At 71.2% G+C, this 24,159-nt stretch carries 21 protein-coding genes; 11 read left to right on the top strand and 10 right to left on the bottom strand.

Translation table 11 applies throughout. The features are described 5' to 3' along the window. Positions 1-63: 63 nt before the first annotated feature. Both ACF3NS_RS04070 and ACF3NS_RS04065 read left to right on the top strand, forming a co-directional pair. Positions 64-219, top strand: coding sequence for a hypothetical protein (locus ACF3NS_RS04070; RefSeq protein ID WP_392467947.1), 156 nt, complete (start codon positions 64-66; stop codon positions 217-219). A 32-nt stretch (positions 220-251) separates the two neighbouring features. Continuing rightward, positions 252-677 carry a hemerythrin domain-containing protein gene (locus ACF3NS_RS04065; RefSeq protein ID WP_288800076.1) on the top strand — a complete coding sequence of 142 codons (426 nt, stop codon included), beginning with the start codon at positions 252-254 and terminating at the stop codon, positions 675-677. Positions 678-941: 264 nt separating this feature from the next. On the opposite strand, the gene ACF3NS_RS04060 is transcribed toward ACF3NS_RS04065, so the two are convergent. Next, entirely contained in the window at positions 942-2,432 is a 1,491-nt protein-coding gene (locus tag ACF3NS_RS04060) for a short-chain fatty acid transporter (RefSeq protein WP_392467946.1), read from the bottom strand. Between the two features lie 120 nt (positions 2,433-2,552). Between ACF3NS_RS04060 and ACF3NS_RS04055 the strand changes: the two genes are divergently transcribed. Beyond that, entirely contained in the window at positions 2,553-3,275 is a 723-nt protein-coding gene (locus ACF3NS_RS04055) for a hemolysin III family protein (RefSeq protein ID WP_154593656.1), read from the top strand. A 242-nt stretch (positions 3,276-3,517) separates the two neighbouring features. On the opposite strand, the gene ACF3NS_RS04050 is transcribed toward ACF3NS_RS04055, so the two are convergent. Continuing rightward, positions 3,518-3,907 (bottom strand): cupin domain-containing protein, encoded by a 390-nt coding sequence (locus tag ACF3NS_RS04050; protein ID WP_392467945.1) that lies wholly within the window; start codon positions 3,905-3,907, stop codon positions 3,518-3,520. Positions 3,908-4,108: 201 nt separating this feature from the next. On the opposite strand from ACF3NS_RS04050, the gene ACF3NS_RS04045 reads away from it, so the two are divergent. Continuing rightward, entirely contained in the window at positions 4,109-4,507 is a 399-nt protein-coding gene (locus tag ACF3NS_RS04045; protein ID WP_392467943.1) for a VOC family protein, read from the top strand. A gap of 91 nt (positions 4,508-4,598) precedes the next feature. Here the strand turns inward: ACF3NS_RS04045 and ACF3NS_RS04040 are convergent, their stop codons facing one another. Next, positions 4,599-5,870 (bottom strand): alpha-amylase family protein, encoded by a 1,272-nt coding sequence (locus ACF3NS_RS04040; RefSeq protein WP_392467942.1) that lies wholly within the window; start codon positions 5,868-5,870, stop codon positions 4,599-4,601. Positions 5,871-5,963: 93 nt separating this feature from the next. Then, entirely contained in the window at positions 5,964-6,479 is a 516-nt protein-coding gene (locus ACF3NS_RS04035) for a MarR family winged helix-turn-helix transcriptional regulator (RefSeq protein ID WP_154593660.1), read from the bottom strand. Between the two features lie 84 nt (positions 6,480-6,563). Here ACF3NS_RS04035 and ACF3NS_RS04030 point away from each other — a divergent pair, with 84 nt between their 5' ends. The 4 genes from ACF3NS_RS04030 (at position 6,564) to ACF3NS_RS04015 (ending at position 11,627) form a co-directional block, all read left to right on the top strand. Continuing rightward, positions 6,564-7,763, top strand: a complete 1,200-nt coding sequence (locus ACF3NS_RS04030) for a homogentisate 1,2-dioxygenase (protein WP_392467941.1) — start codon at positions 6,564-6,566, stop codon at positions 7,761-7,763. Between the two features lie 8 nt (positions 7,764-7,771). Continuing rightward, the gene (locus ACF3NS_RS04025) at positions 7,772-8,716 is read left to right on the top strand and encodes a hypothetical protein (protein WP_392467939.1); all 945 of its coding nucleotides are present in this window, start codon (positions 7,772-7,774) and stop codon (positions 8,714-8,716) included. Between the two features lie 66 nt (positions 8,717-8,782). Further along, positions 8,783-9,997 (top strand): fumarylacetoacetase, encoded by a 1,215-nt coding sequence (gene fahA / locus ACF3NS_RS04020; protein ID WP_392467938.1) that lies wholly within the window; start codon positions 8,783-8,785, stop codon positions 9,995-9,997. Between the two features lie 145 nt (positions 9,998-10,142). Further along, positions 10,143-11,627, top strand: coding sequence for an alanine/glycine:cation symporter family protein (locus tag ACF3NS_RS04015; RefSeq protein WP_392467936.1), 1,485 nt, complete (start codon positions 10,143-10,145; stop codon positions 11,625-11,627). Positions 11,628-11,714: 87 nt separating this feature from the next. Here the strand turns inward: ACF3NS_RS04015 and ACF3NS_RS04010 are convergent, their stop codons facing one another. From ACF3NS_RS04010 to ACF3NS_RS03995, 4 genes are all read right to left on the bottom strand, one after another. Continuing rightward, positions 11,715-12,239: a hypothetical protein gene (locus ACF3NS_RS04010; RefSeq protein ID WP_288800065.1), complete on the bottom strand. Its 525-nt coding sequence runs from the start codon at positions 12,237-12,239 to the stop codon at positions 11,715-11,717. A gap of 387 nt (positions 12,240-12,626) precedes the next feature. Beyond that, the gene (locus tag ACF3NS_RS04005) at positions 12,627-13,592 is read right to left on the bottom strand and encodes a carbamate kinase (protein ID WP_288798655.1); all 966 of its coding nucleotides are present in this window, start codon (positions 13,590-13,592) and stop codon (positions 12,627-12,629) included. A 3-nt stretch (positions 13,593-13,595) separates the two neighbouring features. Continuing rightward, positions 13,596-14,597: an ornithine carbamoyltransferase gene (gene argF, locus ACF3NS_RS04000; protein ID WP_392467935.1), complete on the bottom strand. Its 1,002-nt coding sequence runs from the start codon at positions 14,595-14,597 to the stop codon at positions 13,596-13,598. After that, positions 14,597-15,841, bottom strand: coding sequence for an arginine deiminase (locus ACF3NS_RS03995; RefSeq protein WP_154592247.1), 1,245 nt, complete (start codon positions 15,839-15,841; stop codon positions 14,597-14,599). The genes argF and ACF3NS_RS03995 overlap by 1 nt, the downstream gene beginning before the upstream one ends. 346 nt (positions 15,842-16,187) lie before the next feature. Between ACF3NS_RS03995 and ACF3NS_RS03990 the strand changes: the two genes are divergently transcribed. The 3 genes from ACF3NS_RS03990 (at position 16,188) to ACF3NS_RS03980 (ending at position 20,530) form a co-directional block, all read left to right on the top strand. Next, positions 16,188-17,741 (top strand): peptide MFS transporter, encoded by a 1,554-nt coding sequence (locus ACF3NS_RS03990; protein WP_392467932.1) that lies wholly within the window; start codon positions 16,188-16,190, stop codon positions 17,739-17,741. Positions 17,742-17,782: 41 nt separating this feature from the next. Further along, the gene (locus ACF3NS_RS03985) at positions 17,783-18,550 is read left to right on the top strand and encodes a CPBP family intramembrane glutamic endopeptidase (RefSeq protein ID WP_154592245.1); all 768 of its coding nucleotides are present in this window, start codon (positions 17,783-17,785) and stop codon (positions 18,548-18,550) included. A gap of 177 nt (positions 18,551-18,727) precedes the next feature. Continuing rightward, positions 18,728-20,530 (top strand): substrate-binding domain-containing protein, encoded by a 1,803-nt coding sequence (locus ACF3NS_RS03980; protein WP_392467930.1) that lies wholly within the window; start codon positions 18,728-18,730, stop codon positions 20,528-20,530. Positions 20,531-20,703: 173 nt separating this feature from the next. On the opposite strand, the gene ACF3NS_RS03975 is transcribed toward ACF3NS_RS03980, so the two are convergent. Continuing rightward, entirely contained in the window at positions 20,704-21,684 is a 981-nt protein-coding gene (locus ACF3NS_RS03975) for a DUF2382 domain-containing protein (RefSeq protein WP_392467928.1), read from the bottom strand. A gap of 157 nt (positions 21,685-21,841) precedes the next feature. Then, complete coding sequence (locus ACF3NS_RS03970) at positions 21,842-24,121, bottom strand: 6-phosphofructokinase (protein ID WP_392467927.1); 2,280 nt, start codon at positions 24,119-24,121, stop codon at positions 21,842-21,844. Positions 24,122-24,159 lie beyond the last annotated feature (38 nt).

Genomic DNA, 24,159 nt, shown 5'->3' with positions numbered 1-24,159 from the left:
GCGACCCACGGCGCGACCGATCGAGGACAACCCTTGTGCCCGACGCAGTATCGCCGCGTCGCCATGGCCACCACGGCCGGCACGACCATCGAGTGGTACGACTTCTTCATCTACGCGAACGTGGCCGCCCTGCTCTTAGGCAAGCTGTTCTTCAGCGGGCTCGGGGAATGGAAGGAACTCGTCTCCATAGCCTGCGGGCATGCTTTGACACGAGTTTGACCGTGCTAATAGCGCGGGAGCAGGATGCACCCATGTGTTCCTACTGCGGGTGCAAGGACATCGAGCTGATCGGGCGCTACATGGAGGAGCACGACCAGCTCATCAACGAGCTCGGGATCCTCCGGCGGGCGTGCGACGAGCAGGACCTCGCCGCCGTGCGGGGTGCGTGCGAGCACCTCGCCGGCCTGATGCGGCCGCACTTCGACTCCGAGGAGCGAAGCCTGTTCGCCGTGCTCCGCGAGGACGAGGACTTCACCGAGCACGTCGACGACCTGTGCGCCGAGCACGAGGACCTCTGGGCGCTGTTCGACGCGGTCAAGGGGGGCGACTTCGGGGGCTACAAGGCGTTCGAGGATCGGCTGCGCGTGCACATGGACCGCGAGGACAACGGCCTGTTCCCTGCCGCGGCCGTGTCGCTCGACGGCCCCTCGTGGGACCGCATCATGGAACTCGCCTGACGCCTGACGGACCTTAGTGAGCGCGGGGCTCACGAAGTGCTGCCCAGGCGCCCGCCAGACAGCAGTTTGTGAGCTCCCAGCTCAGATCCGCACCCCGTCGTCGATCAGCCGTACCCTCCCGGCCGACCTCCTCGGGCCTCCGGGCCTCGCTCGTGCCTCACTCGTGTCCTCACCCCGTCGTCGATCAGCCGTACCCTCCCGGCCGACCTCCTCGGGCCTCCGGGCCTCGCTCGTGCCTCACTCGTGTCCTCACCCCGTCGTCGATCAGCCCACGTGAGGGGCGAAGATCGTCACCGCTATCAGCGCCACCGGGAAGCACGCCAGGAACATCGCGAACGTGTAGCCCATGATGTCCTTCGCCTTGAGCCCGAGCACCGCCAGCGTCGGCAGCATCCAGAACGGCTGCAGCAGGTTGGCGCTCGCCTCGCCGAGGTCGTAGACGACGACCATCCAGCCGGGGTCGACGCCGAGCTGGTGGGCGGCCTCGAGGACGTACGGCGCCTCGATGACCCACTTGGAGCCGCCGCTCGGGACGAACACCCCGAGCACCATCGAGTAGAACGCGATCAGCGGCGGGAAGAAGAACTGGTTGGACAGCCCGACCAGCCAGTCCGCGATCCGATGGCTCAGTCCGGTGTAGGCGATCATCCCGAAGATCCCGCCGTAGAAAGGGAACTGGAGGAGCACACCGCTCGCGGCGCGGGTCCCGTCCCCCACGGCCTTGGCCAGCCGCGCGGGGCGCCAGTGCAGCAGCATGGCGAGCATCAGCAGGATCAGGTTGACCATGTTGAGGTCGAGGGCGAGCACGGGGTTCTTGGCAGACGCGAACGCCCGGACGATCCACACCGCCGCGATCGCGACGATCAGCACGGTCATGATCGGGGAGTTCTCGATCCAGTCGCCGGGCCGTGGCTTGACGGCGCGAGACCGCTCCTCGTCATGCGCCGATCCTGGCCCAACGAGGGGCCGCAGCCGGATGCCGAGCTCCTCCGCCGTCTTGGCGCCCTCGCCGCGCGGCGCGAGCAACCAGGCCATGACCACGCCGACGACGAAGACCATCAGCGTCGCGGCGACGGCCCGCCAGGTGAGGATCGTGTGGTCCAGGGGCAGGATGCCGTCGGCGTAGCCGAACTTCTGGATCTGCTGCTGGACGCTCGGCGGGCTGGACGACTTGCTGGCGACCTGCAGCGCAGCCGAGCCCGAGAAGCCCTGCGCCCACACGGTGCCCAGGCCGAGGAAGGCCATCGCCCCCACCGCGCGGTAGTCCGTGCCGCGCACGACGCGCGCCACCTCGCGGGCCAGGATGGCGCCGAGGATCAGCGAGAACGCCCAGTTGAAGTAGGACGCCAGCATCGACACCGCCGCCACGAAGGCGACGGCCGAGCGTGGGCTGCGCGGGATGCGGGCGAGGGCGGTGATGAGCCGCGACATGGGAGGCGACGTCGCGACGGCATACCCGCCAATGATGATCATGGCCATCTGCAGGGTGAAGGTGATCAGGCTCCAGAACCCGGCACCCCAGGCGTCCACCAGGCCCATCCCGGTGAGCTTCTTGGGGTCGGCCGCGGCCTTGAGCAGCGGCTCGCCGGTGACGAGGCCGAGCAGCAGGATCAGCAGCGTGCCGATGAGGACGAACCCGAACGCGTCGGGCAGCCACTTCTCGGTGAAGGCGGTGAAGCGCAGGGCGACTCGGGCGAGCGGCGACTCGCGCTGGGCGGTGGGCGGGGGCGACGTTGCCCCGGTCGATGAGCTCATGGCACCAGAGGCTAGAGGGTCACCGGTCGGTCGGCTTTGTCGCCGGGCGAGCAGTGATCGCGTCGTGATCCCGTATGTCGAGCGTGGCCCCCGCCCAGGTTGCGCGCGTAACGTCAAGGTATGCCCGTCGTCGCTGAACACCCTGACACCACCGGAGCCTCCCGCGCCGCGTCCTCGCCGAGCGTCGCGCAGCGGCCGGTGGAGGCCTTGCGCCAGGTCAAGCCCAAGCTGCGCGGGTGGCTGCACGCCGGCATGACCCCCGTGATCTTCTTCGCCGGGCTGGTGCTGTGCGTGTTCGCGCCGACGCTGACAGGGCGCATCGGCAGCGCGGTCTATCTCGTGGCGGCCCTGATGCTGTTCGGGACGAGCGCGACCTACCACCGGGGCAGGTGGAACGACAAGGTCTACGCGGTGTTCCGGCGGTGGGACCACGCCAACATCTATGTCTTCATCGCGGGCAGCTACACGCCGCTCGCGCTGCTGCTGCTCGAGGGCCGATCCCGGGTGATCCTGCTGACGCTGATCTGGTCGTGCGCGCTCGCCGGCGTGCTGTTCCGGACGCTGTGGATCGAGGCGCCGCGGTGGCTCTACACCCTGCTGTACGTCGCGATGGGGTGGGCCGCGGTCGGGTGGCTGACGCAGTTCTGGGCCGCAGGTGGAGCGGTGACCGTGATCCTGATCGCGGTGGGCGGGCTGCTCTACACCGGTGGCGCGGTCTGCTACGGCCTCAAGCGGCCCAACCCCTCGCCGACCTGGTTCGGCTTCCACGAGGTGTTTCACGCCTGCACGATCCTGGCGGCGATCGTGCACTACGTCGCGATCGCCTGGGTCGTCTTCAGCTGAACGCAGCGCGGCCAGACGCCGCCAGCACCCCACCCCCTCCATCCTCACCCCCGAGGTCGCGCTGGACGCGGTCGATCCTGACGGGGTCGTCGAGCAGAGCCCGCACCTCGACGGGCGGCAGGCGGTCGTCATACGGCCCGATGCGCACATCGCCGCGATCATCGCGATGGTCGCGACGCCGGCAGAGGTGGGTGCCGCGGTCCGGCGCGTCCTGCCCCGCTGACCTGCGCGTGCCGCTCGCCTCAGGGGCGCGGCAGGAGCATCGTCACCGTCAGCGTCGTCGGCTCCAGCGCGCGGACCGCGTGTCGCAGCATCGGCGTCAGGTGCAGCAGCGCCCCCGGCGCGAGCTCGACGGTGCGGTCCGGCAGCTCGAAGCTCACCCGCCCGCGGATCACCTGGATCAGCACGGGATGTCGCGCGGCGTGCTCTGTGAGCTGGTCGCCCTCGGCGAACTCGAAGGCCACCACCTTGGCGCTGTCGTTATCGACGACCGCGGTCGCACCGGGCCGCCCTCCCCGGGACTCAGCGCGCCCGCACACCTGCTCGACCAGCGTCGACGTGCCCTCGGTCGTGCCAGGCCTGCGGTCCGGGCCGTCGCCCTGCTGGACGTGGCCCTCGGTCGGGTCGCTCATGGCGTGCTCCTCTCGTCGGTGCAGCCATCCTCGCAGCCGTGCGCGCTCTGCGACCGGGCGCCCGTGAGAGGGCGAGAGTGGCACCACGAATGCGCCTGGGAGGCCTATCTCTGCCCACTCATCTGGGCGTCCGGCGGTACCCACGTGATCCGGTCGGGCTCGCCCACCCGTCCGCCCTTCCCGCTCCACTACGGTCGAGACATGTACCGGACGCCGATGATCACGCTGTACACCGACGATCTCCCCCGCCTCACGTCGTTCTACGAGGGGCTCGACTTCTACGTGACCTCTCGAAGCCCCTCCCACGGAGACCCCGTGCACGTGGAGCTGACGCTGGACAGGTTCACGATCGGGATCTCCACCGTCACCGCCGCCCGGGAGGACCACGGTCTGGACCCACAGCTCGGCGGTCGGCCCGTGGAGATCGTGCTCTACTGCGACGACGTCGACGGCGAGGTCGTCCGGCTGACCGCGGGAGGCGCTCCGCTGCTGTCCGAGCCGCATCCCTTCCAGGGTGGGCGGACCCGCGCGGCCTGGGTAGCAGACCCCGACGGCAACCCCGTCCACCTCGTGCAGGTCACGGCCGACAAGCACCTCTGACGGCGTCCGCTGGCTCCTGGGCTCAGGCCCAAGACGTCCACAGAGTCTGACGGCCGCATGGGGTGGCCGCGGACGCGCCGGGAGCGGGTGGTCAGCCGGCGGGCCAGGTGAAGGCGGTCGCGCCGGACGTCTCGACCTGCACCCGCGGCTCGCCCGACACCTCCAGCGTGACCCGTATGACGGCAGCGGGGTCACCCTCCTCGGGGGCGCCGGCAGCGGGGCGCGACTCGTAGACGAACCGCTCGTTGCTGAGCTCCACCACCCGCGTGCGCGCACGGACGAGCCAGGGGTGCTGGCGCCGCACCGCGATCAGCCCCTGGTGCACGTGAAACATCCACTCCCCCAAGGTGCTCAGCTCGGCGGGGGTCGCGGGCAGCGGAGGTCGGACGGCGTCGTCGCCGCCCTCGCGGTCCTCCTTGACGCCCTCGAAGGCCTGCTCGTCGCCGTAGTAGAGCGAGGGCGTGCCGCCCACCGTGAGCAGGCAGGCCACCGCGAGCACCGCCGCCGCCGGGCCGACACGGGAGGCGATGCGGGTGACGTCGTGGTTGCCGACGAAGGTCATCGGCACGAACGTGTCGAGCAGGGCGCCGTGCCGCTCGAGGGCGTGCGACAGCTCGTAGAAGTTCTTGTCGTGGAGCGAGGACCAGAGGGCCTTCCACAGCTCGTACTGCGTGACGGAGTCCAGCGTCGACTCACGCACGATCGCGGCGTAGTCGCCGTGGATCACCTCCCCGACGAAGGTCGCCTCCGGGAACTCCGCCCGCACGCGCGGCAGCACCCGCGCCCAGAACGCCGGGTCGACGGCGTATGCCGCGTCCAGCCGCCACCCGTCGATGCCCCGACGCAGCCAGTGCAGCATGACCTCGACGACCAGATCGACGACCTCGTCGCGGGTGTGGTCGAGTGCGACGAGGGACCCGTGCCCCTCGAAGACGTCCGGGCGGGGCCCGCCGTCGGCGTCCCAGTCGATGCGGAAGTACCTGGCGGCGTGCGACTCTCGGCCGCCGGCGAGAGCCTGCTGGTAGAGGGGGTGCTCGAGCCCGACGTGGTTGAAGACGCCGTCGAGCATCACCCGCAGGCCCCGGTCGTGGCAGCGCCGCACCAGCTCGTCGAAGTCTCCGTCGTCGCCGAGCCGCGGGTCGATCCGGACGTGGTCGACGGTGTCGTAGCCGTGCGTGGTCGACGCGAAGACCGGGCCGAGCTGGAGCCCGTTGACGCCCAGCGCGATCGCGTAGTCCAGCCATCCGTGCAGGCGCCGCAGCGGGTGGGCGACCAGGCTCTCGTCATACGGATCCCTGATGGGCGCACCGACGGCGCCCAGCGGATAGACGTGCCACCAGATGACGTGCTCGGTCCAGGCCATGCCCCCGAGTCTGCCGCACCCCCGCACCCGCAACGGGGACGTTCGTGCCCGGAAACCGATCACGAACGTCCCCGTTGCGCCGAGGAGGGGCGGTCAGTGGCGCAGCCGCGGGGACAGGTCGTCGCGGGACCCCACGAGCTTGTCGAGCAGGGTCACCAGCAGGTGCCGCTCGAGCGGGGTGAGCGCTGCCGCCCAGGCCTGCTCGCGCTCGTGCTGCGTGGCAAAGAGGGCGCGGATCTCCTCCACCCCGCGTGGCGTCAGCCCGAGCCGGACGGAGCGGCCGTCGTGGGGGGCGGGCTCGCGGCATACGAGACCGTCGTCGACCAGGCCGCCGGTGAGGTTGGAGACGGCCGCGCGGGTGAGGCCGGTGAGCTCCGCGACCCGCTTGGGCTCCATCGCGCCGGCCAGCCACAGGACGTAGAGGATGCGGAAGGCCGACCACGACCGGCCCGCCGGCCGGTGCACCGACGCCTCGAGGTCGTAGGTGACGATCCCGGACGCGCGGTTGAGCGTGAGCAACAGCTCGGTGGCCCCGGGGTCGGCGTAGCCCGCGTCGGTGAGACGGGACCGCGCCTCGCGCACGAAGGACCAGAAGTCCAGCTCGCTCATGGCACCCCCTGGCGTCTGTCGGACCCGTCCGCTACAGTCCAGATAGTACATCGATGTATCAGTGGTGCGAGAGACGAGGGCGTCATGGCTCACTACCGCAGCGCGGGCACCATCCCGCCCAAGCGGCACACGCAGCACCGCACCCCTGAGGGTGACCTCTACTACGAGGAGCTCATGGGCGAGGAGGGGTTCAGCTCGGACTCGAGCCTGCTCTACCACCGCTACATCCCCAGCGCGATCGTCGACGTCCGCCCCTGGGAGCTGCCCGACCAGACGCTCACGCCCAACGACCCGCTGCTGCCGCGCCACCTGCGGACCCACGCCCTCGGTGCCGACGGGCGGGACGTGGTGACCGGGCGGCGGCTGCTGCTCGGCAACGGCGACGTGCGGCTCGGCTATGTCGCCGCGACCGAGACCAGCCCGCTCTACAAGAACGCCGTCGGCGACGAGTGCTGCTACGTCGAGTCCGGGACGGCCACGCTGGAGACCCAGCTCGGCCACGTCGACGTCCACCAGGGCGACTACGTGATGATCCCCCGCGCGGTGATCCACCGGTGGGTGCCCACGGGCGACGAGCCGGTCCGCGTCTACGTCATCGAGGCCAACAGCCACATCAACCCGCCGCGCGGCTACCTGTCCAAGCACGGCCAGCTGCTCGAGCACGCGCCCTACTGCGAGCGCGACTTCCGTCACGTCGACGAGCCGCAGCTGGTCGACGAGCAGGACGTCGAGGTCTACATCAAGCACCGCGGGCGCGGACCGTCGGGCCTGGACGGCACGATCCACGTCCAGCCGCAGCACCCCTTCGACGTGGTCGGGTGGGACGGCTGCCTCTACCCCTACGTCTTCAACATCGGCGACTTCGAGCCGATCACCGGGCGGGTCCACCAGCCGCCGCCCGCCCACCTGGTGTGGGAGGGGCACAACTTCGTGGTCTGCAACTTCGTGCCGCGCAAGGTCGACTACCACCCGCTCGCGATCCCGGTGCCCTACTACCACTCCAACGTCGACAGCGACGAGGTCATGTTCTACTGCGGCGGCGACTACGAGGCGCGCAAGGGCTCCGGCATCGGGCAGGGCTCGATCTCGCTGCACCCGGCAGGTCACGCCCACGGGCCGCAGCCGGGCGCCTACGAGCGGTCCATCGGGGCGGAGTTCTTCGACGAGCTGGCGGTCATGGTGGACACCTTCCGGCCGCTGGACCTCGGCGAGGGCGCGCTGGCGACCGAGGACGACCGCTACCCCTACAGCTGGTCGGGCGGGCGCCGGCTGGGTCAGGGATGATCAGCCGTATGACGGACGCAACCGACGCACCCGGGGCCCCCGCACCGCTCGCGACCCAGCCGCTCGTGGCGGCGCTGGTCGACGACGCCGGCCTCTTCCCACCCACCGCCCTCGCGATGGACGACGCCGTCGCCCGTCACCGGGCCGACCTGGACGCCGCCCACCCGGTGCACACCGGCCGGTTCCTGTGCCCCGCCAGCCGGCTCGACGAGCTGCGCCAGGCGCTGCGCGAGGGGGAGACCGTCGACGTCGGGGTGATCCTCGACGAGCCCCTGGCCTCGCTGCCCGGCCTCGCCAGCTCCCTGCTCGGCGACCCACGCCTGCACCTGGGCGCCGTCGAGCTGCGGCTGCCCCTGGACCAGCCGCTCGACGAGGCGGTGGCCGCGGTCGTGGCGGCGACCAGCGCCCTGCCCGACGCCGTGACGGCCTACGTCGAGATCCCCCTCGCCCGGGCCGACGAGGGTGAGACCCGGGCCGCGCTGACCTCGGTGCACGACGCCGGGCTCGGCGCCAAGGTCCGCTGCGGCGGCGTCACACCCGACCTCTTCCCGAGCGTCGACCAGCTCGCCGACCTCCTCGCTGCCGCGGGCGAGCTCGGCGCGCGGTTCAAGTGCACGGCCGGCCTGCACCACGCCGTGCGCTACACCGACGACCGGACGGGTTTCGAGCACCACGGCGTCCTCAACATCCTCGTGGCGCTCCTGCGGGCGGTGGCCGGGGCCGACCGCCAGCAGGTCGTGGAGGCGCTCGCCAGCACCGACGGCCCGGCCCTCGCGGCCGAGGCGCTCGCCGCGGCGGACGACGAGCAGCGGCGGGTGCGAGCAGGACTCGTGGCCTACGGCTCCTGCAGCACGGGCACGCCCGTCGAGGACCTCGCCGCCCTGGGCCTCACCTCGCGCGTCGAGGTGCTCGAGCGGCGCGACCCCACCCAGCAGGTCGACCAGCAGCAGTAGGCCCTCGCTGACCGCACCGCCGCACCGCCGCGCCACCTCATCACCTCATCACGACAAGGAGCACCCGTGACGACCACCTGGGTCGAGATCCTGCAGGACAGCCCGTTCGGCCTGGACGCCCTGCCCTATGGGTCCATGGACACCGGCGACGACTTCGCCCACCTCGGGGTGCGCATCGGTGACCAGGCCCTCGACCTCACGGAGGCCGCGCCCGAGCTGCCCGGCGAGTGGTCCGACGTCGTCGAGGAGGGCAACCTCGACGTCCTGCTCGCGGCGGGACCGGAGGCGTGGGCGCGGCTGCGCAGCGACGTCCAGACGTGGCTGCGCGACGAGAGCTACCGCCCCCTCGTCGAGCCGTCCCTGGTGGACCTCGCCGACGTGACGATGCTGATGCCGTTCACGGTGGGTGACTACGTCGACTTCTACGCCTCGGAGAACCACGCGTCCAACATCGGCCGGATCTTTCGCCCCGACTCCGAGCCGCTCACGCCCAACTGGAAGCACCTGCCGATCGGCTACCACGGCCGCTCCCAGACCGTGATCGTGTCGGGCTCGGATGTCCCACGCCCGCAGGGCCAGCGGCGGACGCCCGACGGCGACGTCGTCTTCGGCCCGTCGGTCCGTCTCGACGTCGAGGCCGAGCTGGGCTTCGTGGTCGGCGTGGGGTCAGAGCGCGGATCCTCCGTCGCCGTGAGCGAGTTCGACCAGCACGTCTTCGGCGTGACTCTCACCAACGACTGGTCCGCCCGCGACATCCAGGCGTGGGAGTACGTCCCCCTCGGCCCCTTCCTCGGCAAGTCCTTCGCCACGTCGATCAGCGGCTGGGTGCTGCCGCTCGCGGCCCTGCAGGACGCTCGGATCGAGCCGCCGGCCCGCGACGTGCCGCTGCAGGACTACCTGCAGGACGTCGACGGCGAGCCCTGGGGACTGGACATCGAGCTCGAGGTGCAGCTCAACGGCGAGGTCGTCTCCCGGCCGCCCTACGCCCAGATGTACTGGACCCCCGCCCAGATGCTCGCCCACACCACCATCAACGGCGCGTCCGTGAGCACCGGCGACTTCTACGCCTCCGGGACCATCTCCGGCACCGAGGTCGACCAGCGCGGGGCGTTCATCGAGATGACCTGGGGCGGGCGCGATCCGATCACCCTGTCCGATGGCTCCACGAGGACGTTCCTCGAGGACGGCGACGAGGTCGTGCTGGCGGCCACCGCTCGCGGACGCGACGGCCGCCGCATCGGCCTCGGCGAGTGCCGCGGGCGGATCACCCCCGCCCGCTGACCGGCAGACCTCGCCCACCGGCGACCGGCCGTATGCCGCAACCGCCCGTCCGCCTCCACCGGCCGAGGCGGGCGGGTCGGCATACGCTGTCCTCCATCGACGGCCCGGCCGCGGCCCCCACCTGACCCCCACGAACGGACCATCCTTGAACGCGATCCACGACGGCATCCTCGCCGTCAACGACAAGCTCACCTGGCTGCTGATCGTCATGCTGGCCGCCGCCGGCATCCTCTTCACGCTGTGGAGCAAGGGCGCCCAGTTCCGCCGCTTCGGCACCATGGTCAAGGTGGCCGTCGGGTCACGCAGCGGCGGCGGCGAGGGCATCTCCAGCTTCCAGGCGTTCTGCATCTCCCTGGCCTCCCGCGTCGGCACCGGCAACATCGTCGGCGTCGCCATCGCCCTGGCGCTCGGTGGCCCCGGTGCGATCTTCTGGATGTGGGTGATGGCCTTCCTCGGCATGGCCACCGCCTTCGTCGAGGCGACGCTCGCCCAGCTCTACAAGGTCCCGCACACCGACGGCACCTTCCGCGGCGGCCCGGCCTACTACATGCAGCGCGGACTGAAGTCGCGACCCATGGGCATCGCCTTCGCGATCTGCCTGATCTTCACCTTCGGCCTCGCGTTCAACATGGTGCAGGCCAACACCATCGCCGGGGTCTTCGAGGGCACCTGGGGCATCCCCACCTGGATCACCGCGATCATCCTGGTCGTCATCACGGCCGCCATCGTCCTCGGCGGCCTCAAGTCCGTCGCCCGCGTCACGGAGTACATGGCGCCGCTGATGGCGCTCGCCTACTTCCTGCTCGCGGTGGCCGTCCTGGTCATGCGGATCGGGGACGTGCCCAGTGCCATCGGCGACATCTTCCGCGGGGCATTCGGGCTCGACCAGGCGCTGGCCGGCACCGCCGGCGGCATCCTCGCCGCCGTGCTCAACGGCGTGAAGCGCGGGATGTTCTCCAACGAGGCCGGCATGGGCTCGGCGCCCAACGCCGCCGCCGCCGCCACCACCTCGCACCCCGCCCACCAGGGCATGGTGCAGGCGCTCGGCGTCTTCATCGACACGATCATCGTCTGCACCTCGACCGCCGTGATGATCCTGCTGGCCGGACCGTCCATCTACACCCCCGGCGTGACCACGCGCGACCAGGCGGCGACGCTCACCCAGACCGCGCTGGCCAGCGAGCTCGGGTCCTGGGTCGCGCCGGTCATGGCCTTCCTGATCTTCATCTTCGCGTTCAGCTCGGTCATCGGCAACGAGACCTACGCCGAGGTCAACATGGACTTCATGCGCGGCGGCCGGGTCGGCGAGCTCGCGATCCGGCTGCTCACCATCGGTGCCGTGGCCTGGGGCGCGCTGCAGAGCCTGGCCTTCGTGTGGGACCTGGCCGACCTGGCCATGACCTTCATGGCGGTGCTCAACCTCGTCGCGCTCATCGCGCTCGGCAGGCACGCGATCGCCGCCCTGCGCGACCTCGAGTCCCACGCGGACCCGGTGGACGCCGGTTTCGACCTCGACGACAACCCCCACATGCCGGCAGGCATCCCCGGCGAGGTGTGGCACCGCCGTCCCGGCCACGCCCCCGGTCAGTGGTTCGCACCCAACGACCGCCACGAGGACGCCGACGTCTGACCCCGTATGCCGGGGCCGCCCGCCTCCCGGTGACCTGGGAGGCGGGCGGTTGACGTCATACGACCAAGGGCTGGTCGGCGCCGGAGGTCAGCACCTCCCGTCCGGGAGCGCACCCTTGACGAGGAAGGTCTTGCCCTCGTCGCGCGACTCCAGGTCGTAGACGATCGCGTCGCGCGTCGCGCCCTTCGGCTTGGGCTTGCGGTCGAGGCCCACGGTGACGTCCTTGCCGTGCTCGTCGAGCATGCGGACGTCGCCGACGCTGCACACCCGCAGGGAGGTCACGGGCTTCGGCCAGATGGCGTACTGCACGCGCGTGATCGACTCGAACCTGCGCTGACCCACCATCCGGTTGCCGCTCGCCTCGATGCTCCGGCTCATCGCGTTGTGCTGCTCGAGGTACTCCGGCGTCAGGAAGTCGGCCGAGGCGACCGGCCCGTCGACGGGCAGCTTCTCGAGCTTGCGCAGCGCGGCCTCCGAGGCGGCGAAGGCATGCTGCAACGCCTCCTCGGAGCCACCGGCGGCGGCGGTCTCGTGGCTGCACGCGGAGCCGGCGAGGGCAGTGGTTGCGAGGATCCCCACGGCGGTCACGGTGCGGAGGTGGCGGTGCATCATGGCGGCGGTCTCCCTGGGTGGAGTTCGGGGCGCTGACCGGGCAGCGCCCCGGGTCACGGTGGGTCGTGACGCTATCGGCCCGTGCGCCATCCCTCTACCGATGAGTAACCTCCGCGCCTATTTGCCCGACGCTCATGGCTCTCCGTGACCGCGCGGCCACATTCGGCGCGCTCCTACCGGGGGCGGGATCATCGACCTGGCGAACGAAGGCCGGTCGATGCCCTTACCCCCGGCGGGATCATCGACCTGGCGAACGAAGCCCGGTCGATGCCCTTACCCCCGGCGGGATCATCGACCTGGCGAACGAAGGCCGGTCGATGCCCTTACCCCCGGCGGGATCATCGACCTGGCGAACGAAGGCCGGTCGATGCCCTTACCCCCGGTAGGTCAGATGTCGACGGTGAGCTCGTGGCGGGGGTTGAGGTCGTCGGGGCCGCCGTAGTTGCCGCCGGGCGTCACGATCGTGCCCGCCTCGCCCTCGATCATGGCGGCCACGTCCTGCAGCCGGCCGATCCCGGCGAGGTCTCCGGTGAGCTCGACGAAGCGGCATACGGCCTCGACCTTGGGGCCCATCGACCCCGCCGGCAGGTCCATCGCCCGCAGCATCCCCGGCGTCGCCCGCGTGATCGGCCGCTCCTCGTCCGTCCCGAAGCCCTCGATCACGTTGGGGACGTCGGTGAGGATGAACAGCGCGTCCGCCTCGAGCGCCTCGGCGAGCCGGCCCGCCGTGAGGTCCTTGTCGACGACCGCCTCGACGCCCTTGAGCTTGCCCTTCTCGTCCCGGATCACCGGTATGCCGCCACCGCCCGCACAGACCACGACCGCACCGGACGACAGCAGCAGCCGGACGATCCGGGTCTCGACGATGCGCTGCGGCGTCGGGGAGGCCACCACGCGGCGCCACCCCTTGGTGTCCTGCTTGACGGTCCAGCCGCGCTCCTCCGCCTTGGACCGTGCCTCGGCCTCCGAGTAGGTCTCGCCGACGAACTTCGTCGGGTCGGCGAACGCCGGGTCGTGCGCCATCACCAGGGTCTGGTTGACCATCGCGGCGACCTGTCGGCCGGGCAGGGCGTTCTGCAGGGACTGCAGCAGCCAGTAGCCGATCATCCCCTGCGTCTGCGCACCCAGCGTGTCGAAGGGGTAGGGCTCCGACAGGGCCGGGTCGTTGGCCGACTCCAGCGCCAGCACCCCCACCTGCGGGCCGTTGCCGTGGGTGATCACCAGCTCGTGCTCCTCCGCCAGCGGCGCGAGGGCGCGGGCCGCCGCCTTGGCGCGCTCGAGCTGGGTCGAGGCGTCGGGCTTCTCGCCCCGCTCGAGCAGGGCATTGCCGCCGAGGGCGACGACGATGCGCACGGGTCAGTCCCCCAGCGTGGCGACCATGACCGCCTTGATCGTGTGCATGCGGTTCTCCGCCTGGTCGAAGACGATCGACGCCTCGGACTCGAAGACCTCGTCGGTGACCTCGAGGGCCTCCATGCCGGTGGCCTGGAAGATGTCCTCCCCCACCTTGGTGGCCCGGTCGTGAAAGGCCGGCAGGCAGTGCATGAACTTGACCTGCGGGTTGCCTGTCGCCTCCATCGTGGCCTTGTTGACCTGGTAGTCCTTGAGCAGCGCGATCCGCTCGTCCCAGACCTCCTTGGGCTCACCCATCGACACCCACACGTCGGTGTAGAGGAAGTCCGCGTCGCGCACCCCCGCCTCGACGTCGTCGGTGATCGTGATGCGGGCACCGGTCTGCTCCGCGATCCCGCGCGCCAGGGCGACGACCTCCTCGGTGTTCTGCAGCGACGTCGGCGCGACCATGCGCACGTCCATCCCGGCCATGGCGCCGGACACCAGCAGCGAGTTGCCGACGTTGTTGCGCGCGTCGCCGAGGTAGGCGAAGGCGATCTGCGACAGCGGCTTGTCCGAGTGCTCCGTCATCGTGAGCTGGTCGGCGAGCATCTGGGTGGGGTGCCACTCGTCGGTCAGGCCGTTCCACACCGGGACGCCCGCGAACTCCCCGAGCGTCTCGACGAGCGACTGCGCGAAGCCGCGGTACTCGATGCCGTCATACATGCGCCCCAGCACCCGCGCGGTGTCCTTCATCGACTCCTTGTGCCCGATCTGCGAGCCCGTGGGCTCGAGGTAGGTCACCCCCGCGCCCTGGTCGTACGCCGCGACCTCGAAGGCGCAGCGCGTCCGGGTCGAGGTCTTCTCGAAGATCAGCGCGATGTTCTTGCCCCGCAGCCGCGGCTGCTCGGTCCCGGCGTACTTCGCGGCCTTGAGGTCCGCGGACAGCTTCAGCAGGTGCTTCCACTCCGCGGGGGTGAAGTCCACCTCCTTGAGGAAGTTGCGGTGGCGCAGGGTGAACGACATCAGATGTCCTCTCGCTCGATGGGGCAGCTCATGCAGCGCGGGCCGCCACGGCCCCGGCCCAGCTCGCTCCCCTTGATGGTGACCACCTCGACACCGTTGTCGCGCAGGTGGTCGTTGCTCGTGGTGTTTCGCTCGTAGGCGATCACCACGCCGGGCCGGACGGTGAGCACGTTGCAGCCGTCGTCCCACTGCTCCCGCTCCGCCGCCGCCAGGTCCTGGTCGGCGGTCAGGGTGCGGATGTCGTCCAGGCCGATCGCCCCCGCGATCGCCCTGTGCATGTCCTCGGGTGCGTGGGACCGGACCCGCAGCCGGCCGGGTTCGTCCCCCGGGGTCAGGGTGTATGCCGGGAGCATCCCCAACCCGGCGTACTTCGTGAAGGTGTGCTCGTCGACCATCGACATGACGGTGTCGAGATGCATCATCGCGCGTCCCTGCGGCATGGCGATCGCGACGACGCTGGTGGCGGCTTGCGCTTTGAACAGCTGCTGCGCCAGCCGCTCCACCGCCTGGGGGGTCGTGCGCTCCGACATACCGACGAGGACCCCGCCGCGCCCCAGCACGTGCACGTCGCCGCCCTCCATCGAGGCCAGACCGGTGCCGAGACCGTCCGACCAGCGGGTCAGCGAGTGGTCGCCGCCGGACAGCTCCGGGTGCCAGTGGTAGATCGCCTCGTAGTGGAGGGACTCGCGCACGCGCGCCGTCATCCTCATCGAGTTGATCGAGACCCCGCCGTAGACCCAGCAGGTGGTGTCGCGGGTGAACAGGTGGTTGGGCAGGGGCGCCAGCACGAACTGGTCGCGCCCCATGGAGTGCAGGACGAGCGAGGCGGGCTCGTGCGGCATACGGCCCAGCATCTCCTCCTTGGTGATGCCGCCGATGAGGACCGACGCCAGCTCGCGCGAGTCCATCCCCGACAGGACGGCGAGCATCGGGTCGATCGCCTGTGGGCCGAAGACCTCGTCGTCGAGGAGGTGGTCGAACAGGAACTGCCGCGCCGCCGGGTGCTCGAGGGTCTCGGTGAGCACCTCCTGGAGGTAGAGCACCTCGACGTCCAGGTCGCGCAGGGCCTGGGCGAACTCGTCGTGCTCCTTCTGCGCCTCCTCGAACCACGGCAGGTCGTCGAAGAGCAGGGCCTCCTTGTTGCTCGGCGTCAGGCGCGACAGCTCCCGGTCGGGGCGGTGCAGCAGCACCCGTCGGAGCTGTCCGACCTCCGAGCCGACGTAGGCTCTGCGCTCGCTCGTCATCTCAGGTCCCTCGCTCGCTGGTTCTGGGTGGAGCGCCCCCCGAGTCGAAGGCTTCCCCGCCGATGTCCGCCCCTATCAAAGCGCAGAGCGGCCCCGGGGCCTACACCGGGGAGGGGCCGATCTGGCCTGGTCAGGCCGGTCGTGAGTGTTCATGCTCGGCCCCGCCGAGCCCCCCACGGTAGGCCGCAGATAGGTATGCGCCGCAGCGAGTCTCGCCTGATGAAGCAGCCCCCGAGGTTCGGGGACGCCCGGAGGGGCATACGGTGGATACCGTGCCCCACCCCATCGGCACCCTGGCCCCCGACGGCGTGGGCCACCACGACCTATGAGAGAGAAGGCCAGACCGATGGCCACGATCGGCAAGACCACCCCCGCACCCGCCAGACCCTCCTCCAGGGACGACCGAGGATTCGTCGGTCACCCCAAGGGCCTGGCCTGGTTGTTCCAGGTCGAGTTCTGGGAGCGCTTCTCGTACTACGGGATGAAGGCCATCCTCCTGTACTTCATCGTCGACACGGTCGCCAACGGCGGCCTGCAGATCAAGGACTCGACCGGTGAGGCGATCGTGGCGACCTACGGCGCCGCGGTCTACCTCCTCGCCATCCCCGGTGGCCTGGCCGCCGACCGGCTGCTCGGCGCCTGGAGGTCGACGCTGTACGGCGGCATCATCATCATGGTCGGCCACATCTGCCTGGCCCTGCCGACCGTGGCGACCGCCTGGCTCGGCATCTGCCTGGTCGCCATCGGCACCGGGTTCATCAAGCCCAACCTGTCCACCATGGTCGGGGAGCTCTACGACCGCGACGACCCCCGCCGCGACGGCGGGTTCCAGATCTTCTACATGTCGATCAACATCGGCGCCTTCCTGTCCCCGCTGATCGTGGGCTTCCTGCAGGGGCGCTGGGGCTACCACGTCGGCTTCTCCGCCGCGGCCGTCGGCATGGGACTGGCCATCCTGTCCTTCGTCGCGGGCAAGAAGGCCCTGCACGGCATCGGGTCGACCGTCCCCAACCCCCTGACCGGCAAGGACGGCGCCCGTGTGGCCGGGGTCTCGGTCGCCGTCGTCGTGGGCACGGCAGTCCTGTACTTCGTGTTCAACGCCCTGGAGGGCGGCGCCACGACCGCGGCCATCGTCGACACCGTCGCGGCGCTGTCCATCGTCGCGGCCGTCGGCTACTTCGTCATGATGTTCCGCAGCCCCAAGGTCGACGCGACCGAGCGGAGTCACCTCGCGGCCTACGTGCCGCTGTGGGTGGGCGGTGCGCTGTTCTTCATGATCTTCGAGCAGGCCGCGGTCAAGATGGCGAGCTTCGCCAAGGACAACACCCAGCTCCAGGTCGGCGGCTTCACCATCAACCCGTCGTGGTACCAGTCGATCAACCCCTTCGCGATCGTGGTGCTGGCTCCGATCGTCGGGTGGTTCTTCACGCGCCGCGCCGGCCGCTTCCCCCAGACGCCCGCGAAGTTCGCGCTGTCCGTCGCCCTGATCGGCCTGTCGGCCATGCTGATGGGATGGGCCTTCGGCACCTGGAGCGGGGGCTCCTCCCTGGCGCCGTTCTACTTCCTCGGCCTGGTCTTCGTGATGCAGACCGTCGCCGAGCTGTTCCTGTCCCCCGTCGGGCTGTCGGCGACCACGATGCTGGCCCCCAAGGCGTTCGCCAGCCAGGCCATGGCCCTCTGGCTGCTGACCTCGGCCGTCGGCCAGGGCGTCGCGGCGCTGCTGATCAAGGGCATGGCCGGCCTGTCCGACGCGGCCTTCTACTACACCTTGGGCGGCATGACGCTGGCCTGCGCGGTGGTGCTGTTCGCGCTCGTCCCGTGGACCCAGCGCAAGATGAAGGACGTCGAGGACATGCGCCGCGACGCGTCCGACGCGGCGCGCGCCGCGCGGGCGCACTGACGCCACCGCCTCCCGCCGCCGACGCGGCATAGGGTGCGCCCATGGGCAGGCCCATCGAGCAGCGGGAGCACCGCGACCACCTGGTCGAGGTGCTCCTGCTGCTCGGCCTGTCCCTCGGGTCGTCCGCGATCTACTCGGTCCTGCGCATCATCGAGCGCACGACCCGCCAGGTCGCGCTCAACCAGCAGACCTCGACCCTCAACCAGTCGGTCACGCCCGACCGCCCCTGGCTCGACCTCGCCTACCAGCTGACCGGGATCGCCCTCGGCCTGGTGGCCCCCGCCATGGCGGTGTTCCTCCTGCGGCACCGCCGTCCACCCGCCGACCCCCGCATCGGCTGGGACCGGCGTGAGCCGGGCCGCGACGCCGCGCACGGCGCGCTCCTCGCGGCAGTGATCGGCATACCGGGCCTGGGACTCTATGTCCTCGGCCGCCACCTCGGGATCACCACCCAGGTGGTCGCCGCGGACCTCACCTCGACCTGGTGGACGATCCCGGTGCTCGTGCTGGCGGCGGTGCAGAACTCCGTGCTCGAGGAGGTCGTCGTCGTCGCCTACCTCCTCGCGCGACTGCGCCAGGCCGGTATGCCGGACCGCCTGGCGCTCGTGCTGTCCGCCCTCCTGCGCGGGAGCTACCACCTCTACCAGGGCTTCGGGGCGTTCCTCGGCAACGCCGTGATGGGCCTGGTGCTGGGCGCCTACTACCAGCGACGCGGCCGGGTCATGCCGCTCGTCGTCGCGCACACGCTGCTCGACGTGGTCGCCTTCGTCGGCTACACGCTCGCCAAGGGCCGTCTCGGCTGGCTCTGACCCTCTCGGCACGCTCCTGGCTCGTCGTACGCCGGTAATCGATGCAGGACTGGCGTCACATCACCCGAATGCCCTCCAATAGTTACGCTTCCGGCGCACCGCGACCTGTGCGTCACGGACGGCGTCGGGTGCAGGACCCGTCGCACGCCCGATGCCCGCAGTCCTGGGAGGTGTCCCGTGTCGCAGACCTACGGCCGTCACCGCGGCAGCTCCAGCGACCGGGTGGGCAACGTCGCCGCCGCCATCATCGCCCTCGCCGCCCTCGGCGGGGTGGGGGTCGTGGCCGTGCAGGGGCGCGCCGGCTCGGGGACCGGGGACGGTCGGGGAGCCACGGCCGGGGTGCAGGGGCCGACGGGCTCGCGGCAGGTCGAGGTCCGCACGTGCGACGACGCCACCACGCTCTATGCCTCCCCCGACCTGACCGACGCCCTCGCCCGGGTCGCCGACGACTATCGCGTCGCGCAGCGATCGGCCTGCGCCCGGGTGGCGGTGCAGCAGGCCGCGGGGCCCGCCGCACTCCCCGGGCTGCTCTCATCGGACCGGGCCGCGCTGTGGCTCGCCCGGTCCGAGGGGGACGTCGCCGCCCTCCCCAGCTCCGTGAGGCGCACCGCCCCGCAGCTGGTCGCCAGCACCCCCGTCGTCCTCGCGATGCCCTCGGCCATGGCCGACACGGGCGCCTGGGGCTGGCCCACCCGGCCGCTCACCCCCGACGCCTGGCGTTCGTGGATGCTGGGGCGGTCGACCTGGGCCCAGACCGGGCACCCCGAGTGGGCGTCCTTCTCGATCCGCATGGCGGACCCGGCGACCAGCCCCACCGCTGCCATCGGGTTCGGAGCCATGATCACCCTCGCCAACGGCGGGCCGCTCGCCAAGGCGCCGGACTACGCGGGGCCGAGCGACAAGGACCTCGCCGTGATCAAGGTCGAGCACCGCATCACCTCGCTCGCCGGCAACGACGGGGACGTGCTCCCTGACCAGGACGACACCCTCTCCGAGGTGACCTCCCGCGCCTCGGCCTATGTCACCACCGAGAGGGCCGTCGCCGCGCACAACGCCGTGGACCCGACGGTGCCGCTGGCCGCCGTCCCCCTCGCCGGCGGCGCCGCCTCCGTGCCGCTGTCGGTGCTGGGGGTGGGAGCGACCGCCGACGACGCTCCGGGCGCTGCCTCGGCGCGGGGGTTCCGGGCCTACCTCACCTCGGCGTCCGGCCTGGCCGCCCTGCGCGCGGCCGGCCTGAGGGCGCCCGACGGCGCCGCGCCCACCGATCACCCCGCCGGCGTCGCCTATGCCGCCGCGCCGCTGCGTCCCGCCGCCGTGCCGCTGCCCGTGCTGCAGCAGACCGTGCAGGCCTGGCGGGGCATGCACTCCCGCATCTCCTCGATGGTGCTCGTGGACGCCTCGGGGTCGATGAACCAGCACCTCGCCGGCGGGGCGACGAGCCGCATCGACCTGGTCCGCGGCCTCGTCGGCAACGTCTACCAGACCGCGTCGCCCCGAGCCCGCTCCGGCGTGTGGTTCTTTCACACCTCCAACGAGCTCGGGACACCCCTGGTCGAGCGGGCCACCGACCTCGCCGTCAACGAGAGCGCCGACGCCGGCCGCCAGCACAGCGACGTCGTGGTGCAGGCCATGAGCGACGTCACCATCAAGGGAGGGACACCCCTCTACCAGGCCGTCCGCGAGGCCTACGCCTACACCCTCGACGAGTACGACCCCGGCTACGTCAACCAGCTCGTGGTCCTGTCCGACGGCGCCAACCGCGACACCACCAGCCCGGACACGCTCGGCCAGCTCCTCACCTACCTCAACGAGGCCAAGGACCCCCAGCGACCCGTCAGGATCATCTGCCTGGGCTACGGCGCCGAGGCGGACATGGGGGCGTTGCAGGCCATCGCCAGCGCCACCGGTGGCCGTGCGGCCCAGGTCAACAGCCCGTCCGAGATGAAGGCGGCCGTCAACCTGGCGCTCTTCTCGCTCTGACCCCCGCCGCGCGCCTTCGCACCCGTCACGGTGACGGCACAACCTGGCCCCCAGCTCACAGATGCGGGGCCCGGCGTCGGGCATGACGCAGGCCCGGCCCCCGCGTGGGGAGCCGGGCCTTCGTCGTGGCTAACCTGTCGTCGAGCAGGGCTCGACGCGTCAGATCAGGCTGATCAGCGACCGACCTTGCCGTCGTTGTCGCGGTCCAGCTTGTCCTTGATCTTGTCGCCGAGGCCGACCTTGCCGTCGTTGTCGCGGTCGTTGCCGACCCCGTCACGCAGGCCACCCTCGCGGACGCCGCCCTCGCGCTCGACCTCGATCTCCTCCTTGCGGACGTCCTCGGTGACGCGCTGCTGCTCGGTCACCGTCTCCTTGCCCAGGGAGACCTGCTCCTTGGCCACGACGTCCTTGTCGACGACGACCTCGTCGGCCTTGAGGCGGACCTCGGCGGTCTCGTCGCCACCGATGCGGCCGCCCTCACCGTCACGGATGGGGGTGCGCTCGACGCGGACCTCCTCGTGGGTCACCGGGACCGTGACCGACTCGCGCTCGGTGCGGACGTGCTTGCGCAGGCGCACGCGGCCGGCCTCGCGCTCGCGGGTCCCGACGTGCAGCTCCTCCTCGGAGCGGGTCAGCGTGTTGTCGCCCTGGGTGCGGTCGCGGTCGGCGAGGGGACGACCGGCGGTCGCGTCGGCGTCGCCGTCAGCTCCGTGGTCGTTGCGGCCGGCAGTGGCGTCCGCGTCGCCGTCAGCGCCGTGGTCGTTGCGGCCGGCAGTGGCGTCCGCGTCGCCGTCAGCGCCGTGATCGCCGCCACGGGTGCCGGCAGCGACGTAGCCCTCGTCGTAGTCCTGGCCGTAGTAGCGGTAGAGCTCGCGCTCCTCGTCGGCGTCCAGGTGACGGTCGGCGTCCACGCGGGGGGCGTCCTTGACCTTGTCCTTGGAGAACGGGACGCGGATGGTGTCGCCATCGGCCTGCGCGTCGTCGAGCGGGATGAAGGTGTTGGACGTGCCGAACAGGCCGGTGTTGACGGTCACCCAGGACGGGTTGCCGGTGTGGTCGTCGTTGTAGACGTCGCCGACCTTGCCGATCTTGTCGCCGTTGTTGTCGACGACGGTGCCGTTGAGGACCTGCTCGATGTGCTCGTTGGAGAACATGCTGGGGTTCCGCCTTTCGTTGGTTACCAAGTGCCGGATGACGCCGTCGCCGTGGACGACGGTGCCCCGCTGCACGTAACTTGCCCAGGCCCGTCAGGCGGCAAACCCCCGAGTCCAAAAAAATCTCGATATGGTCACGTGGTCACATCTGCGCAGGTCACAGGCCTGCGGACGGCGCCCGAGGCCCCGCAAGCACGGGCGGCGGCGGCTCCGAGACGGCGCGGACGACGGGCCTCAGGTCCAGCCACCACTGGTCTCTGGGACGACGGTGCGCCATGTCCATGAGCTCGAGCATCCGCGCCATGGGCGTGGCCTGCACCCGGCCCGCGACGAGACCGACCAGCTGCGCCTCGCGGCCCCCTGCGGCGAGCTGCTCGGTCAGCAGGTCCACCGCGTGCGCCACGAGCCGCGTCGCCAGCACCCGGTCGAAGGGCGAGGGGTCGCCGCCCTGCTGGAGGTGACCGAGGACCGCCTGGCGCACGTCATACCTCTCCTGCCCCTCCTGGTCGAGGAGACGGGCGAGGAAGTCCGTCGTGTACTGCTCGCTCGCGCGCTCGTTGCGGATGGCGAGGTAGAGGCGTCGCCCGGCGTCGAAGGAGGACCGGAGCCGACGCACGTCGTCCTGCAGGTCGTCGAGGGTGATGCCCTCCTCGTGGAGGTAGACGCGCTCGGCCCCGCTCGCCAGCCCGCCCATCAGCGCGAGGTAGCCGCAGTAGCGCCCCATGGTCTCGACCACGAAGCAGCGCCGCCGCGCCGACGCGGACTGCTTGATCCGGTCGACGGCCTCGACGATCGCGTTGAGGGCGGTGTCGGTGCCGATGGCGAGCTCGGACCCCGGCAGGTTGTTGTCGATCGAGGCCGGGACGCACACCACGGGGATGCGGAAGGCGGGGTAGCGGTCCCGCTCCTCCCACAACCGGTGGGCGCCCTGGTAGGCGTTCCAGCCGCCGACGACCAGCAGCGCGTCGACCCGGGCCGCCTCGAGGCTGCGCCCGATGGCGTAGAGGTCCTCGATGTCGGGGACGCTGCGCCGGATGCCGAGCTCCGCGCCGCCGATGGAGGTCCACCCCTCCACGTCGCCCCAGGTCAGCTCCTCGACCTGCCCGTCCCGCAGCCCGGGGAAGCCGCCGCGCACGCCCAGCATGGTGTGCCCGCGGTCGATGCCGAGACGGACCGCGGCGCGGGCGGCGGTGTTCATGCCCGGCGCGAGGCCGCCCGCGTGCAGGATCGCGACTCGTCGGGGCGCCTCGCCCTCGGCCAGGGCGGGCACCGGCGGCTCGGACATCTCGGCGAACACCTGAGTCATCTCGGTGAATGACCCGCCGCGCAGCCGCATCGCCTCGGCATAGTCGCCGCGGCTGATCGCTGCGGGCACCTCCCGGGTGCGCTCGACGGCCTGCATGAGGGGGACCTTGGCGATGCGGTTGCCGCGTATGCCGACCACGTGGGCCACCGACTCCGGGGTCGCCGCCAGGACCTCCTCGGCCGCGGCGTGGCCGAGCCAGGTGGAGGCCCACCGGTCGAAGGCGCTCGGCCGGCCGCCGCGCTGCACGTGCCCGAGGATCGTCACGCGGGTGTCCTCGTCGAGGCGCTGCTCGATCGTGTCCCGCACGTAGGCCGCCGTGATCGGCCTGCCCTCGCGGTCCTGGGCGCCCTCGGCGACGATGACGATCGAGTCGCGGCGCCCGGCCGCGCGACCGCGTCGCAGCTCGGCGCACATCCGGTCCTCCCACCCGTCGGCGGGCGGGTGCTCCGGGATCAGGACGTAGTCGCAGCCGCCGGCGATGGCGCTCATCAGGGCCAGGTAGCCGCAGTGCCGCCCCATGACCTCCACGACGAAGCTGCGCTGGTGGCTCGCGGCCGTGCTCGCGATCGCGTCGATGGCGTCGACGATCCGGTGCAGCGCGCTGTCCGCGCCGATGGTCATGTCGGTGCCCACCAGGTCGTTGTCGATGGAGCCGACGAGCCCGGCGATCATCAGGGCGGGGTGCGCGTCCGCGAGCGCCTGGTCGATGCGCCCGGTGTCGGCCAGCTCGGCGAGCAGCCCGGGCCACTCCTGGCGGAACAGGTCGAGCCCGCTCAGCGAGCCGTCCCCACCGATGACGATCAGCCGGTCGATGCCGCGCTCGACGAGGTTGGCGGCGGCGCGCAGCCGGCCCGCGCGCTCGCGGAAGTCCTTGCTGCGGTAGGTCCCGATCATGGTGCCGCCGCGGTGCAGGACGTTGCCGACGTCGTCCCAGCCGACCTGGCGGATGCCGTCGCCGCCGTCGACCATGCCCTGGTAGCCCTCGTAGATCGCGAAGACCTCGGCCCCGAGGTGAAGGGCGGTGCGGACGGCGCCGCGCACCGCGGCGTTCATGCCCTGCGCGTCACCCCCGCTCGTGAGGACGGCGATCCGCGAGGTGGGGGCGGCGTCGGGATCGGGCACGGTCGGCATGACTTCCTCCGGGTCGGTCAGGACAGGGCGAGCGCTCC

Origin of the sequence: Arsenicicoccus cauae, from assembly GCF_043162025.1 — a bacterium.
Lineage (GTDB): Bacteria > Actinomycetota > Actinomycetes > Actinomycetales > Dermatophilaceae > Arsenicicoccus > Arsenicicoccus cauae.
The sequence above is the reverse complement of the archived record's forward strand: the minus strand, read 5'-3'. Positions and strand labels throughout refer to the sequence as shown.